The organism is Hypericibacter sp. (genome assembly GCF_050729195.1).
Classification (GTDB): Bacteria; Pseudomonadota; Alphaproteobacteria; order Dongiales; family Dongiaceae; genus Hypericibacter.
Map to the genome: position 1 here is coordinate 1 of NZ_JBOHKS010000071.1, position 13,948 is coordinate 13,948.

At 65.2% G+C, this 13,948-nt stretch carries 12 protein-coding genes; 3 read left to right on the forward strand and 9 right to left on the reverse strand.

Annotation, left to right across the window (positions count from 1 at the left end; translation table 11 throughout):
- Together ACREE8_RS05780 and ACREE8_RS05785 are read left to right on the forward strand one after the other, a co-directional pair.
- Positions 1–1,222: calcium-binding protein (locus ACREE8_RS05780; RefSeq protein ID WP_431572031.1), on the forward strand; the 1,222-nt coding region annotated here is incomplete at its 5' end.
- Between the two features lie 213 nt (positions 1,223–1,435).
- Positions 1,436–3,019: a class I SAM-dependent methyltransferase gene (locus ACREE8_RS05785; protein WP_431572032.1), complete on the forward strand. Its 1,584-nt coding sequence runs from the start codon at positions 1,436–1,438 to the stop codon at positions 3,017–3,019.
- A gap of 15 nt (positions 3,020–3,034) precedes the next feature.
- Here the strand turns inward: ACREE8_RS05785 and ACREE8_RS05790 are convergent, their stop codons facing one another.
- From ACREE8_RS05790 to ACREE8_RS05830, 9 genes are all read right to left on the reverse strand, one after another.
- Positions 3,035–4,165: an NAD(P)/FAD-dependent oxidoreductase gene (locus ACREE8_RS05790; protein WP_431572033.1), complete on the reverse strand. Its 1,131-nt coding sequence runs from the start codon at positions 4,163–4,165 to the stop codon at positions 3,035–3,037.
- Complete coding sequence (locus ACREE8_RS05795) at positions 4,162–5,550, reverse strand: FAD-dependent oxidoreductase (RefSeq protein WP_431572034.1); 1,389 nt, start codon at positions 5,548–5,550, stop codon at positions 4,162–4,164. The genes ACREE8_RS05790 and ACREE8_RS05795 overlap by 4 nt, the downstream gene beginning before the upstream one ends.
- Before the next feature lie 5 nt (positions 5,551–5,555).
- Complete coding sequence (locus ACREE8_RS05800) at positions 5,556–5,852, reverse strand: (2Fe-2S)-binding protein (protein WP_431572035.1); 297 nt, start codon at positions 5,850–5,852, stop codon at positions 5,556–5,558.
- Entirely contained in the window at positions 5,849–6,832 is a 984-nt protein-coding gene (locus tag ACREE8_RS05805; RefSeq protein ID WP_431572036.1) for a GNAT family acetyltransferase, read from the reverse strand. The genes ACREE8_RS05800 and ACREE8_RS05805 overlap by 4 nt, the downstream gene beginning before the upstream one ends.
- Positions 6,833–6,994: 162 nt before the next feature.
- Positions 6,995–7,864, reverse strand: coding sequence for a 3-mercaptopyruvate sulfurtransferase (sseA, locus tag ACREE8_RS05810; protein WP_431572037.1), 870 nt, complete (start codon positions 7,862–7,864; stop codon positions 6,995–6,997).
- Positions 7,861–8,580, reverse strand: a complete 720-nt coding sequence (locus tag ACREE8_RS05815) for an alanyl-tRNA editing protein (RefSeq protein ID WP_431572038.1) — start codon at positions 8,578–8,580, stop codon at positions 7,861–7,863. Before ACREE8_RS05815 ends, sseA begins: the two co-directional genes overlap by 4 nt.
- 10 nt (positions 8,581–8,590) lie before the next feature.
- The gene (locus ACREE8_RS05820; RefSeq protein ID WP_431572039.1) at positions 8,591–9,592 is read right to left on the reverse strand and encodes a cysteine synthase A; all 1,002 of its coding nucleotides are present in this window, start codon (positions 9,590–9,592) and stop codon (positions 8,591–8,593) included.
- Positions 9,593–9,910: 318 nt separating this feature from the next.
- Positions 9,911–11,047, reverse strand: coding sequence for an ABC transporter substrate-binding protein (locus ACREE8_RS05825; protein ID WP_431572040.1), 1,137 nt, complete (start codon positions 11,045–11,047; stop codon positions 9,911–9,913).
- A 214-nt stretch (positions 11,048–11,261) separates the two neighbouring features.
- Positions 11,262–11,870 (reverse strand): NUDIX domain-containing protein, encoded by a 609-nt coding sequence (locus tag ACREE8_RS05830; RefSeq protein ID WP_431572041.1) that lies wholly within the window; start codon positions 11,868–11,870, stop codon positions 11,262–11,264.
- Between the two features lie 320 nt (positions 11,871–12,190).
- On the opposite strand from ACREE8_RS05830, the gene ACREE8_RS05835 reads away from it, so the two are divergent.
- Complete coding sequence (locus ACREE8_RS05835; protein ID WP_431572042.1) at positions 12,191–13,918, forward strand: ABC transporter substrate-binding protein; 1,728 nt, start codon at positions 12,191–12,193, stop codon at positions 13,916–13,918.
- Positions 13,919–13,948 lie beyond the last annotated feature (30 nt).

The following is a 13,948-nucleotide window of genomic DNA, read 5'->3' on the forward strand; positions in this document are numbered from 1 at the left end:
TGGCAGCCAGGGCACTTTCGCCGTCGACAGCAAGTGGCTGCTCTGGAATGACAGCGACCGCGATGGCGATGTGATCTCGATCACGGCGGTCGGGGCCGGTGCCAGCTTGACGGGTGGCAACGTCATCATCGACACCGACAACAGCAGCTTCGACTACACCGGGACGTCGACGACCTTCAGCGACACGGCGACGGTCGATGTCGTTACAACCAAAAATACAACGATCTCTGGTAACGGCCTCGACAACATCATCGTCGGCGACGACGACAATGAAAGGATCCAGGGCTTCGAAGGCAACGACGTGCTCGTCGGCAACAATGGCAACGACACGCTCAATGGCGGCGAAGGCAACGACCTGCTGATCGGCGGCAATGGCACCGACAGTCTCACCGGCGACAACGGCAATGACGTCCTCCAGGGCGGGGCCGGCACGGACTCGCTGGATGGCGGCAACGGGTTCGACATCGCCGACTTCTCGAACGAGACGACCGGCATCACCGTCACACTCGATGCCAGTGGCAATGCGACTGCGTCAGGCGGTTCGCTTGACCGGCTCTTCGGTATCGAAGGTCTGATCGGTGGCACCGGTAATGACAACTTTACCGGCAACGCCTCCGCTAACTACCTCGATGGCGGCAGCGGCAACGACAATCTGGCCGGCAGCGACGGCAACGACACCCTGATCGGCGGTGCCGGTGCCGATACTCTGAACGGCGGCACCGGTGACGATGTCATCTTCGGAGACTCGCTCGACAGCGTCGACGGGGGCACCAACGTCAGCAACAATCTGCTGACGGACGGCAACCACGGTGACGTGCTCATCTTCGATAGTTCGATCGATCTGACCGCAGCCGGTCTGAATGGTCACTTCAAAGGCATCGAAACGATTTCAATCCAGAACGCAACCTCCGGCGCTTCGGGCAACCAGACCCTGTCGCTGAACATCAATGACCTGGTCGATATGAGCACGACGGGCGTGGCTGCGCCGGGTGGGGCGGGGTATAGTTCACAGAAGGCCTTGCGGATCGACGCCGACGCTGGCGATACAATCAATCTGAACAACAGCGGCGGTGGCGACCACTGGGTGGCGGCGACAGGTGCGACGGGCGTACCGGCGGGCTATACCATGTTTGTTCACGTCGCATCGGGTATCACTCCGACGGTCGGTGAGGACGGCTATGTACTGGTGAGCGGTGACGGCAGCAACGTCCACACTTCCTAGACTGCAAGACGAGAATCCGGCGACCCATTGCTGGGCCAGTAGGAGAAGGGCGGGAAGGCCGAAAGGTCTTCCCGCCCTTCGCTTTGGGGCGAGGGGGCCTGCCGCGGCTGATTGTGCCTGCCCTGTTCCGCCGTCTTCTGGCACCATCCTCACCGGGAGTTAGGAAAGTTCCTTTAGGATCGAAATCCCCCAGCGCCTTGGAAGGTCCCTCGCATGCAGCCTGACGATTGGAGCCATGGCTACGTCACCGAGCAGCTCTATACCGAGGGCTTCTACCGGGAGCTGTCGCCGGCCTGGATGAACTATGTCGCGGCGCTCAATGGCTGCCACCCTCGGCCGATCGACGGCGCCTTCAATTATCTCGAGCTCGGTTGCGGTCTGGGCCAGAGCACCAGCGTGCTCGCGGCCTGCTTTCCCAAGGCGCAGTTTTATGGGGTGGATTTCAACCCGTCCCATATCGACCACGCCCGGATCGTCGCGCGCAGCGCCGGCATCGGCAATGCGACCTTTCTCGAAAAGGCGTTCGACGAGCTGGGGGATGGCGACCTGCCGGAATGCGATTTCATCGCCATCCATGGGATCCTGTCCTGGGTTTCCCCGGAAGTGCAGCGCTCGATCCGGAAGCTGGTGAAGCGCTTCCTGAAGCCTGGCGGGCTGGCCTATGTCAGCTACAACGCCATGCCGGGCTGGGCCGCATCGGCGCCCAATCAGAAGCTGTTCTATGAGTTCTCGCAGGAGCTGTCGGGTCCCGTCGCGGACCGCATGACCCGATCACTGGCCCAGACCAAGGGCCTGCTCGAGCTGAAGTCGGCCTATCACCAGCAGAACGAAGGGGCCGTCCGGCATCTGACGACCCTGGAAGACAAGCCCGCCAACTATCTGGTGCATGAATATCTCAACGGCGCCTGGCAATGCTTCTATTCATCCGATATCGCCGATGCGATGGCGGAAGCGAAGCTCACTTATTGCGGCGCCGCCACGCTGGTCGAAAATCACACGGAGCTGGTGGTGGCGGAGGCGGCCGCCAAGCTGTTGCGCGAGCAGCCGACCGACCGGTTGCGGCAACTGCTGCAGGATTTCCTCCTGGCGCAACGGTTCCGCCGCGATATCTTCGTGCGCGGCCATGCCCATCTCGCAGGCCCGGCAACCATCCAGAATCTGCGGCGCATCAGCTTCGCGCCCACGCGAATGCTGTCGGACAGCGACATCACCGTCAAGCTGCCGCGCGGCGAACTGAATTTCGACAAGGAGTCGTTCCCCGCCATCTGCCGCATCGTCAATCAAGGATCGAGCACGCTGCAGGATATCGTTGCCCGGATGCGCGCCGAGACCAGGCTCACCGGCGATCTCGACCGTACGATCCATATCATGGCCGCCTGCAATCTCGCGGTTCCGACCGCGCAGCCCTTTGTCCCGCCGCCGATGCCCGCCAATCCGGTGCGGTTCGATATCCTGTCGCCCATCAACCGGGCCCTCTTCGCCTCGGCGGTGGAGACGAAGACGCGGCGCTACCTTGCCAGCGAGGTCTGGGGCAATGGGATCCCGATCGAGCCGGCCGAGGCCATCGCGCTCAGCGTGTTCGGCAATGCCGGGCAGGGCAAGCCGATCTCGCGGGACAAGCTGGAAGACGCGATCCGCGAGCAGTTCGTCTTGCGGAATCTTCGGCCGCGCGCGGCCGCCAGTTCCACGGAAACGCCCGAAGAGGGGATGCGCCGCATTGCCAAGGAGCATGCGGAAAATCTGTTCGCTACCCTGCTGCCGCAATTGGTGCGTGCCGGAATCGCCACCTGCCATTGAAGGCGGCCGACGCGCTCAGGGCGACGCCGCAGGCCCCAGGAAGCGTTCGATCCCGAGCCCCGTCAGCGGCGCGCTGGGCACCGCCCCCGTCGCCAATTCCGCGACGACCCAGCCGGCGGCGGGGCCGAGCTGGAAGCCGTGGCCGCTGAAGCCGAAGGCGTGGAACAGGCCGGCATGACGGCTGCTGGGCCCGATGATCGGCGAGCCGTCGCCGAGATAGCCGTCGACGCCGGTCCAGCTGCGAATGATGGCAAGCTGCTTCAAGCCGGGGATGATCGAGAGCGCGATGCGGGCGGCATCGATATTCATGGCCGCCGTCGGGCGGCTGGTCAGGAAGTCGGCCCCCGCGGGACGGTCGGCCGAGCCGAAGATGACGTTGCCGCGCGGGATCTGGCGCAGATAGAGATCGCCGCCCACGACGCCCAGCACCGGCACAATGCCGTAGGGCGCGGGCTCGGTCACGAGCACCTGCGGGATCATCGGCGCCACCGCGACCGGCTCGCCCAGCTGCGCCGCCAGCTGCCCGGCCCAGGCGCCTGCGGCATTCACCAGGATGCCGGCGCTGGCGCCGCGCCCATCGGCGAGGGTGACGCGGAAGCCGCTGCCTGAGGCATCGACAGTCCGGATCTCGGTCTGCTCTTCGACCCGGGCTCCGGCCGCGCGGGCCGCCAGCGCGAAGGCGGGCCCGACCAGGCGCGGATTGGCATGGCCGTCGCTGGCACAGAGCGAGCCCCCGACCACGCGCGGGCCCGCCCACGGAAAGCGAGCCACCAGCGCGTTGCGGCCCATGAGCTCGAGCGGGAGCCCCAGCGCGCCCGCATCCGCGCGATAGCGCTCCAAGACCGCCATGTCGGCCTCGCTGCGGGCGAGGCGCAGATGGCCGCTGAATAGGCGCTCGCCGTCGATCCCGACATGCTCGGGCAGATCGGCCCAGATGCGCCGCGCCAGATGCGAGAGCGGGATCTCGCGCAGGTCTCGGCCCTGCTGGCGCACGCCGCCGAAATTGACGCCGCTGGCGCGCATGCCGACCTGGTCGCGCTCGAACAGGATGACCTGGAGCCCGCGCTTGCGCAGATAGAGCGCGGCCGCGCCGCCGACGATGCCGCCGCCGACAACGATCGCGTCGGCCTGAAGGGCGGCGGTCATGGCACCGGCTCCGCTTCCGCGAGCGGCTCGAGGGGCAGGGGCTTCACCGGCGGCTGGGCTCGGAAGCGTCCGACCGCCTCGACGGGCTTGCCGAGCGCCGCAGCGAGGACCTCGGCCGCGGCCGGTCCGCAAATGCGGCCCTGGCAACGGCCCATGCCGACACGGCAATAGGCCTTGGCGCGGTTGAGCTCGGTGGCATCGATCCGGACCGTGGCGCGGAGCTCGCCGACCGTGACGTTCTCGCAGCGGCAGAGGACGGCGTTGTTCGGCAGGGCGGCGGCGAGGGTGTGCGGGAAGGGGAAGGCGGTCTCGAGCGCCGCGCGGGCGGCGCGGAAGCCGGCCAGGCGCCGGCGCAGGAGCGCCTGCCGGTTGCGGTCCACGGCGGTGCCGCGATCCGCCAGCAGGGCCAACGCGGCCAACTCGCCCGCGGCCTCGGCGGCATCGGCTCCGGCGATCCCGGCGCCATCGCCGGCGAGATAGATGTGCTTCGGCCCGACGGCGCGCCCGTCCGGGTCGCGTTCCGGCAGCCATTGGCGGTTGAGGGGATCGAAGGCGAGGCGGCAGCCCGCCAGCTCCGCCAATTGAATCTCGGAACGCAGACCCCAGCCCAGGGCCAGCGCATCGCAGCCGATGGAATCGCTGCCCTGGGGCGTGTCGAAGCCGATACTGGAAATGCGATCCTGACCCATGATCTCGATCGGCCGCACGTCGTGGATGATCCGGACACGCCGGGCCTTGAGCCAAGCGAGATACCAGAGCCCCTTGGCGAAAAGGCTGGGGGCGCGGGCGAGGGCCGGTGTCGCATGGCGCTTGGCAGCCCAGGGCGCCGTGTCCAGCACCGCGGCCACTTCGCCGCCGGCCTTGGCATATTGATAGGCCACCAGATAGAGCAGGGGCCCGCTGCCGAGGAAGACCGTGCGCCGGCCGATGGCGCAGCCCTGATATTTGAGCGCGACCTGGGCGCCGCCGAGGCTGAAGACGCCGGTCTTGGTCCAGCCGGGAACGGGAACGATGCGGTCGGTGGCGCCGGTCGCCAGGATGAGCGATTCCCAATCCAGGGTGAAGCGATGCCGATCGGCATAGCGATAGCCATGAAGACGGCCGGGTTCGATCTCCCAGACCAGGGTTTCCGGGCGATGCTCGAAGGCCGTCCGGCTCGCGTCGAAATCGCGATGAAGCCGTTGGGCCTTCGCCGCCTCGAAGCCATAGAGCGCGCTGGCCTTGCGGCGGAACTCGCCCTGCGGCGGCGGACGGCGATAGATCTGTCCGCCCTGGCGCGGGCCCTCGTCGAGGATGACGGGCTTGAGCCCGTAGCGCGCCAATGTCAGGGCGGCACGCGTGCCGGCGGGGCCGGCGCCGACGATAACGATGCGTCCCCCGGTCACGAGCGCTACCCGAGAGGGGCGGGTGTGGTCCGGACCACCAGCCCCGCGCTGACCAATGTGGAGCAGGCCCGCACGCGCTGGTTATCGCCCAGGGTGACCCAGCAATCCTGGCAGGCGCCCATCAGGCAGAAACCAGCCCGCGGACCGTCGCCGAACTCCGACTGCCGGATATGGCCGCGCCGCGTCAGGATCGCCGTCATCACCGTGTCGCCGGCAAGCGCCGTCGCCGGCTCGCCGTCGAGCTCATAGACCAATTGCGTCCGGCCGGTCTCGGCGAGGCGGACGAACTGGCCCGCGCTCATGGCAGGCGCGGTTCCAGATGGGAAGGCACATGGCCGCTCATGCGCGGATCGTCGATGAACTCGGTCCGCTGCCCGATCGGATGGAAGCCCGCCTTCTGATAGAGCGGCAGCGCGCTCGGATGATCGAGGGTGCAGGTCTCGATCAAGACGCGTGTCGGATCGCTCTGCCAGGCGGCGTCGATGGCGAAGATCAGCAGATAGGGACCGAGCCCCTTGCCGATATGCTCGGCCATCAGCCCGAGATGGTTGATCGTGACCTCGCTCTCATGGCGGCGGTCGATCTCGACATAGCCCGCCGGGCTGCCGTCGATATAGAGCACATAGATCTCGATGCGCGGATCATGGATGATTCCGGCGATCTCCGCGTCGCTGAGATAGCGGCGGTAATACCAGAACCAGGGATCGCCGACGCCGGCATAGAGATAGCGGAAGAAGCGCACCGGCATCTTCTCGGCGCGCAAGATCGCGATCTTGCCTTCGAGCGTCGGCACGGGCTGGCGCGCCGGGCGCTGGGTCATCTCGAGCAGATTGACGACGACCTCGATCTTGCCGGCTTTCTCGCGGTCCTCGGGTCCGAGCCAGCGTGCCATCACCGTGCGCGGGGTGATCTCATAGCCCAGCTTCTCGTAGAAACTCTGCACATCGGGGTTGGTCTCGCGGATCATCAGCTGGATCTTGCGCAGACCCCGCATCGCGGCCCAGCCCTCGGCATGATTGACCAGCGCGCGCCCGATCCGCTGATGGCGGCGGTCCGGGCGCACCGCCAGGCGATAGATCCAGGCGCGATGCCCGTCATGGCCGATCATGATCGAGCCCAGCAGCAACGCGTCCTCGAAGGCGAGGAACAGCTCGCCATGCTTGCTGGCGCGCAGGATCGGGATGTCGAGGGCCGGATCGTTGGGCGCGTGATCGAGCCCGCAATCTTTCCAGAGGGCGACGACGGCGCCGAAGTCCTCGTCGCGATAGACGCGGATATGCATGGTGTTGACGCGCCCCTCCTTATTTTGTCATCGCCGGACTTGATTCGGCGATCTAGTCTTTGCCTCGTGCAAGGCGTCGGCGTTCAGCGCATCCCCGGTCCCCTGGATCGCCGGATCAAGTCCGGCGATGACAGAAGGGAAGCGGGAGAGGGAATCATTTTTTTAAGGCTCGATGGGGGTATCGCCCGGCAGGCCCCATTCGCTCCAGGAGCCGTCATAGACCGCGACATTCTCGTCCCCGACCAGATGCAGCGCGAAGGCCAGCACGCAGGCCGTGACGCCGGAGCCGCAGCTGCAGATGACCGGCTTGTCGAGATCGACGCCGGCCTGCTGGAACCGAGCACGGATCCGCTCGGCCGGCAGGAAGGTCTTGTTCGCAGGATTGAGCAGGTCGGTATAGGGGACGTTGAAGCTGCCGGGAACATGGCCCGAGCGGCGGCCGGGCCAGGGTTCCGGCTCCGCGCCCTGGAAGCGCGCGGCGCTGCGTGCGTCGACCAGCTGCTCGCGCTTGCTGGCGATGTTGGCGCGGACCTGCTCCTTGTCGCGGACCAGGAAATTGTTGAAGCGCGCGGTCAGATGCCGTTCGCGCGGATGGGGCAGGACGTCGTCGACGGGCCGGCCCTCGGCGATCCATTTCGGCAGCCCGCCATCCAGGATCGCGACATCGCGATGACCGAAGGCGCGGAAGGTCCACCAGACGCGGGCCGCACTCATCATGCCGTGCGCGTCATAGACCACGATCTTGTTGCCGTCGCCCAGCCCCAGCTTGCGCATGCGCGAGGAGAACTTCTCGGGCGAGGGCAGCATATGAGGCAGCGGCACCGAGGTGTCGGCGATCTCGTCGATGTCGAAGAAGACCGCGCCGGGGATATGCCGCGCCTCATATTCGGCACGCGCATTCTTGCCCTGAACCGGCAGGTAATAGGTGGCGTCGACCACGCGGATGTCGGGCGAGGTCAGGCGCTCCGCGAGCCAGGCGGTGCTGACCAGGCTGTTCGGATTGACGTAAGCGTTGTTGGCGGGGGTGCTCATGCCGCATCCGTACCCGCAAAGGCCAGATTGATGCGACGGTTCTGCTTGCCCTTGTTCTCGATCTTGCCGACGACGATGGGCCCGATCTCACCGGTACGCGCGATGTGGGTGCCGCCGCAGGGCTGCAGATCGATGCCTACAATTTCAAGCAACCGCACCTTGCCATGGCCGCTGGGCGGCTTGACCGACATGGTGCGGACCAGTTCCGGCTTGGCCGCGAGCTCCTCGTCGGTGATCCAGCGCGGCCGGACGGCGTGGTCCTCGGCGATCAGCTTGTTGAGGGCGGTCTCGATCGCGGCGCGGTCCGGCGCCTCGGGCAGGTTGAAATCGAGCCGTCCCTTGCCGTCGCCGACCGAGCCGCCGGTCACGTCGCCGATCACCACCGCGCAGAGCAGATGGAGGCAGCTATGCATGCGCATGAGGCGGTGGCGGCGATCCCAGTCGATCACGGCCTCGATCTCGCTGCCGACCTCGGGGAGTGCGCTGCCGGGAGCCAGCTTGTGAAGGACCTCGTCGGGAGCCGCTCCTTTGACCGCATCGACGATCGCGATCTCGCTGCCGTCGGCAAGCCGGAGGTAACCGGTGTCGCCGGGCTGGCCGCCACCCATCGGATAAAACACGGTGCGGTCCAGCAGCACGCCATTGGCGTCGGCGGCCAGCACCCGCGCCTTGCAGCTGCGGATATAAGCGTCGTCACGGAAGACGAGCTCGGTCATCGGCGGATCCTCAGATGAGCCAATCGGGAGTCGGCAGGTTCTTGGAGCGCAGGAAGTCCGGATTGAACAGCTTGCTGAGATAGCGTGTGCCGTAATCGGCCAGCACGGTGACGATAGTGTGGCCTGGGCCCATCTCCTTGGCGAGGCGGATGGCACCGGCGACATTGATGCCGCTCGATCCGCCGAGGCAGAGACCTTCTTCCTTCAGCAGCTCGAACACGATCGGCAACGCTTCGCTGTCCGGAATCTGATAGGGCGCATCGATCTTGATGTCCTTCAGATTCTCGGTGATGCGGCCCTGGCCGATGCCTTCGGTGATCGAGCTGCCTTCGGCCTTGAGCTCGCCATGCTTGTAGTAGTGATAGAGCGCGGCACCCAGCGGGTCGGCGAGGCCGATCTGGATCTTGGGATTGCGCTCTTTCAGCGCCATGGCGACGCCCGCAAGCGTGCCGCCGGTGCCGACCGCGCAGATGAAGCCGTCCACCTTGCCGTCGGTCTGGCGCCAGATCTCAGGGCCGGTGGTGCGGTAATGGCCCAGGCGGTTGGCGGTGTTGTCGAACTGATTGGCCCAGATGGCGCCATTGGGCTCCGAGGCCGCCATCTCCTTCGCCAGCCGGCCCGAGACATGGACATAGTTCTCGGGGTTCTTGTAGGGGACGGCGGGAACCTCGCGCAGATCGGCGCCGGCGAGCCGCAGCATGTCCTTCTTTTCCTGGGACTGCGTGTCGGGGATCACGATGACGGTGCGATAGCCCAGCGCATTGCCGACCAGCGCCAGCCCGATGCCGGTGTTGCCGGCGGTGCCTTCGACGATGACGCCGCCCGGGCGCAACTGGCCGCGGCCGACCGCGTCCTGCACGATCGCCAGCGCCGCGCGATCCTTCACCGACCCGCCTGGATTGAGGAACTCAGCCTTACCCAGGATTTCGCAGCCGGTGAGGGCGGAAGCCTTGCGCAGGCGGATCATCGGCGTATTGCCGACCGCATCGATGAAGTCGCGTCGAATATCCATGAAAATCAAAGGGTTGTTTGAGGATTCGCACCGGTCCGGCCGGCGCGCTCCGGCGAGACTAGCCAACCCTATGGGGCGGGATCAAGCCGGCTGGGGCGAAGGAATATCTGAAGGGCCGGATCTCGAAGAAGATTCTCGCCCCCTCCCTTTGCGGGAGGGGGTCGGGGGAGGGGTGCCGTTGCATTATGCAGGGGGTCTTTGGCACCCCCTTCCTAACCTTCCCCCGCCCGCCGGCTTCGCCGGCAAGGTTCTCGCAGAATCGCGGGCGAAGCCCGCCCGGGGGAAGGGATGGTCCTTGAGATCGGAGAGTTGTCAAAATCACCCGCCGGCTTTCACCTGTTCGAACATGGCGATGTATTTCTGGCGGACGTCGTTGTTCATCTCGGCGAAGAAGATGCCGGTCTTGAAAAGATCCTCGGGCTGGCGGATGCCGAGGCCCTCGAGCGTCGCTTCGTCGACCAGCTCGAAGCTCTTCTTGTTCGAGTGGCCATAGCCGAAATTCTCGATCAGATATTTGCCGACGCGCGGCTCCAGCATGGCGTTGACGAGATCATAGGCCGCATTCACGTCGCCCGGACCGTTCTTGCATTTCACCAGGCCGCAGAACCAGGTGAAGATGCCTTCCTTCGGCTTCATATATTCGACCGGCACGCCGGCCTTCTTGAGCCGGACCACGGCGTCGTTCCAGCAATAGGCAGCGACCAGCTCGCCCGAGGTGATGCCCTGCTCGACGGTGGTCTGGTCGGTCCACCAGAAGCGCAGCAGATCGCGCTGCTTGGTGATCAGCGCCTTGGCCTTGCTGAACTCATCGTCGGTCATGTTGAACGGGTCTTTGGCGTGGGCGACCAGGCCCGCGACCAGCACCGCACCGTCGACCGAGTCATACTGGGCAAGGCGCCCCTTGTATTTCTCGTCGAACAGGATTTCCCAGCTGGGATTGTCCTTGTACTCGGTGGCGATGTCGGTCCGGTAGACGACCGAGGCGTTGCCCCATTCCCAGGGGATGTACCAGGTGCCGGCCCCGTACTTGCTTCCGGCATCCGTGGTGACGCCATCGGCATTCTTGAGCTCGTCCCAAATATCGCCCCAGGCGGCGACGCGCGACATGTCGAAGGGCTCGATCAGGCCGGCATCGCGCCAGCGGCCGAGCGTGACCTTGCAGGGATGGGCGAGATCGGCGCGGAAGCCGGCGCGCGCCTTGGTCAGCGCCTCTTCATCCTCGCCGAACACGACCATGTTGGGCGAGCTGCCATGCTTCTCGATATAGCCGGGGTGGAATTCCGGGATGTTGTAGCCGTTCCAGGTGAAGTAGGTGAGCTCGTCGCCGGCACGCGCGGTGCGCGGCAGCAGCGGCGAGGTGACCGCCGCCAGGCCCGCAAGGCCCAAAGCCTTGGTGATGTCGCGCCGCGAGGCCTTGCCTTGGGCAATCCGGTCGAAAAGCTTGAGGCGCTCCATGATGCAGTCTCCCTTGCCAGGATTGTTATGCGGGAGCGATACGGCTCCCGGGCGCGCAATGCGCCGATCGCCGGCCTGATCTCCGGCAGAATTAGCCAGCGATTATTGGCCCAAGGGTGAGGGCCAGCAACTACCCCGTGCGGGGTATGATCGGCCGCTTGCGGACAGAGCGCGACGACCGATAGCACGGGGCGGCCGGGCCGCTGGAATCAACTCAGGCTGTCGTCTTCCAGCTTGCGCGCAGTTTATCGCGGTACAAGAGCAGCCACTGGACCGCGATGATCGTCAGGCCATTGCCGATCCGCCCATCCTCGATCATGCCGGCAAGCTCGGAGACCGGAACGACCAGCACCTTGATGTCTTCGCCTTCCGCGGGCAGGCCATGGACGCCACCGGCCCGGCTGCTGTCGACGCGGCCCGCGAACAGGGCGACAGTCTCGGTGATGGCGCCGGGACTGACCGCATAGCGCAACATCGGCACGAGATCCCGGATCTCGAGATCGGCCTCCTCCTTGGCCTCGCGGCGCGCGACCTGCTCGGGCGATTCCCCTTTGTCGATGATCCCGGCGACCGTTTCGGTCTGCCAGGGCTCCATGCCGGCGAGATAGGCGCCGACACGGAACTGCTCGATCATCACCACGCAATCCCGGTCCGGATCATAGGGCAGCACGCCGGTCACATGGCCGCGGTCATAGACCTCACGGTCGATCGGGCCGCTCCATCCCCCATTATGCAGGCGATGGCGGAGGCGATAGCGATCGATCCGGGCATAGCCACGATAAGCGGGCTGGCGTTCGAGAATCTCGACGTCGTCTTTGTTCATGAAGGGGAGCCGATCGTGAAGGGCGATGTGAGGAGTCGAGGATGGACGCTAGCAAAGCCGGATCGTGGCAGCCAGGAACGGTATTTTTCTCATAACGGGGTGCCGGCCGGTCGGGTCGATTTCCGGCGGAGAAGGGTAGGGATTGGCCAGGGTCCCTGGTTGGTTGTTTAACCTGGGCTTATGAGTGAATTCCTTTGGACATGGCCCGGGAAGGATGGTTTGCTTACTTGCAAATAATGAGTTCCGACGCGTCCTTGCAAAGCAGGGGTTGAACGTCGGCGTTATGGTGGTGCACGCCATTCTCGGGGAGGGAGACGACCATGTCCGACGAGCTTAAGAGGATTCATCCCTATCTGCCGACCTTGCTGACGCAACTGCGGAAGGGGAAGGTCGACCGGCGCGAATTCCTGCGCACCTCGACCCTGCTGGGCCTGTCGGCGACCGCGGCCTATGGGCTCGCCGGCTGCGACGAGAAGAAGGAACAGCAGGCCTCGAGCGAGAGCACCACGGCCGCGACGACCACAACCACCCAGACCGCGACGGCACCGGCCGAGAACGTCGTCCGCGTCGGCATGCGCGTCCCGGCGCTCGACAATCCGGCGACATTCTCCTGGGTTTATGACTCCAACGTCGTGCGTCAGAGCAACGACTATCTGACCCGCACCGGCTACGACAATGTCACCCGGCCCTGGCTCCTGGAGAAATGGGAAGCCTCCGCCGATCTCAAGACCTGGACCCTGATCCTGAAGAAGGGGGTCAAGTGGTCGAACGGCGATGAGCTCAAGGCCGACGATGTCATCTGGAACCTCAAGCGCTGGCTCGATGAAAGCGTGGGGTCGTCGGTGGTCGGCCTGATGAAGGGCTACATGCTGGTCGATTACGATACCGGCCAGAAGGACGACGCCGGCAATGCCAAGATGGGCACCAAGCTCTGGGAAGACAATGCAATCGAGAAGGTCGACGATTACACCATCCGCCTGAACTGCAAGGAAGCGCAGCTCGCCGTTCCCGAGCATCTGTTCCACTATCCGGCGCTGATCCTGCATCCCAGCGAGAACGGCAAATGGGGCGTGAACTCGATCGGCACCGGCGCCTATAACTGCACGGAGCTCGAGGTCGGCAAGAAGGCGGTGATGAAGCGCCGCGATAGCTATTGGGGCAACAAGGCCGCCGTCGAGAGCATCGAGTTCATCGATCTGGGCGACGATCCGGCGGCCTCGGTGAGCGCGCTCGCCTCCAAGCAGATCCACGGCCTCTATGAAGCGTCGACCTCGCAATATGCGGCGCTGCAGAAGATGGACCATATCAATCTTTATACGGTCTCGACCGGCCAGACCGCCGTGGCGCGCATGCAGCCGATCCATGACACCTGGAAGGACCCGAAGGTCCGCAAGGCCATGCGGATGGCGATCGATACCGAGAAGGTGCTGCAAGTAGCCCATCTCGGGTTGGGTTCGGCTGGTGAACATCACCATGTCTGCCCGATCCATCCGGAATACGCCAAGCTCGAGTTCATGAAGCAGGATATCGAGGGCGCGAAGAAACTGCTGGCGGACGCCGGCAAGCCGACGGGCTTCGAGACCGAGATCTTCTGCAAGAAGGATCCGGACTGGGAACCCCAGGCGGTTCAGGCGATGGCCGAGATGTGGCGGCAAATCGGCGTCAATGTGAAGATCAATGTGCTGCCGTCAGCGCAGTACTGGGAGATCTGGAACAAGGAAACGGCGCCCTTCGCCTTCACCACCTGGACGCATCGTCCTCTGGGCGTGATGGTGCTGGGGCTGGCCTATCGCACGAACGTTCCGTGGAACGAATCCTTCTATGCCAATCCGGACTTCGACGCGACCCTGACCAAGGCCGAAGGCATCCTCGATGTCGAGGAACGCCGCAAGGTGATGGCGGATCTGGAAAAGATCATGCAGGAAGACGGCCCGATCGTTCAGCCGCTCTGGCGCGCGGTCTTCACCGGCTTCGACAAGCGGGTGAAGGGCTTCCAGATCCATCCGACCTACTACCTCTTCGCCGAGGAGTGGTCGTTGACGGCCTGAGGCGGCCGACAGGGAGCGGGGTGGTGGTCA

What these genes read in the sequence shown, in the direction of transcription:
- ACREE8_RS05785 (WP_431572032.1), top strand. Translation starts at nt 1,436, where the DNA reads ATGCAGCCTGACGATTGGAGCCATGGCTACGTCACCGAGCAGCTCTAT.
- ACREE8_RS05790 (WP_431572033.1), bottom strand. Translation starts at nt 4,165, where the DNA reads ATGACCGCCGCCCTTCAGGCCGACGCGATCGTTGTCGGCGGCGGCATC.
- ACREE8_RS05800 (WP_431572035.1), bottom strand. Translation starts at nt 5,852, where the DNA reads ATGAGCGCGGGCCAGTTCGTCCGCCTCGCCGAGACCGGCCGGACGCAA.
- ACREE8_RS05805 (WP_431572036.1), bottom strand. Translation starts at nt 6,832, where the DNA reads ATGCATATCCGCGTCTATCGCGACGAGGACTTCGGCGCCGTCGTCGCC.
- sseA (WP_431572037.1), bottom strand. Translation starts at nt 7,864, where the DNA reads ATGAGCACCCCCGCCAACAACGCTTACGTCAATCCGAACAGCCTGGTC.
- ACREE8_RS05815 (WP_431572038.1), bottom strand. Translation starts at nt 8,580, where the DNA reads ATGACCGAGCTCGTCTTCCGTGACGACGCTTATATCCGCAGCTGCAAG.
- ACREE8_RS05820 (WP_431572039.1), bottom strand. Translation starts at nt 9,592, where the DNA reads ATGGATATTCGACGCGACTTCATCGATGCGGTCGGCAATACGCCGATG.
- ACREE8_RS05825 (WP_431572040.1), bottom strand. Translation starts at nt 11,047, where the DNA reads ATGGAGCGCCTCAAGCTTTTCGACCGGATTGCCCAAGGCAAGGCCTCG.
- ACREE8_RS05830 (WP_431572041.1), bottom strand. Translation starts at nt 11,870, where the DNA reads ATGAACAAAGACGACGTCGAGATTCTCGAACGCCAGCCCGCTTATCGT.
- ACREE8_RS05835 (WP_431572042.1), top strand. Translation starts at nt 12,191, where the DNA reads ATGTCCGACGAGCTTAAGAGGATTCATCCCTATCTGCCGACCTTGCTG.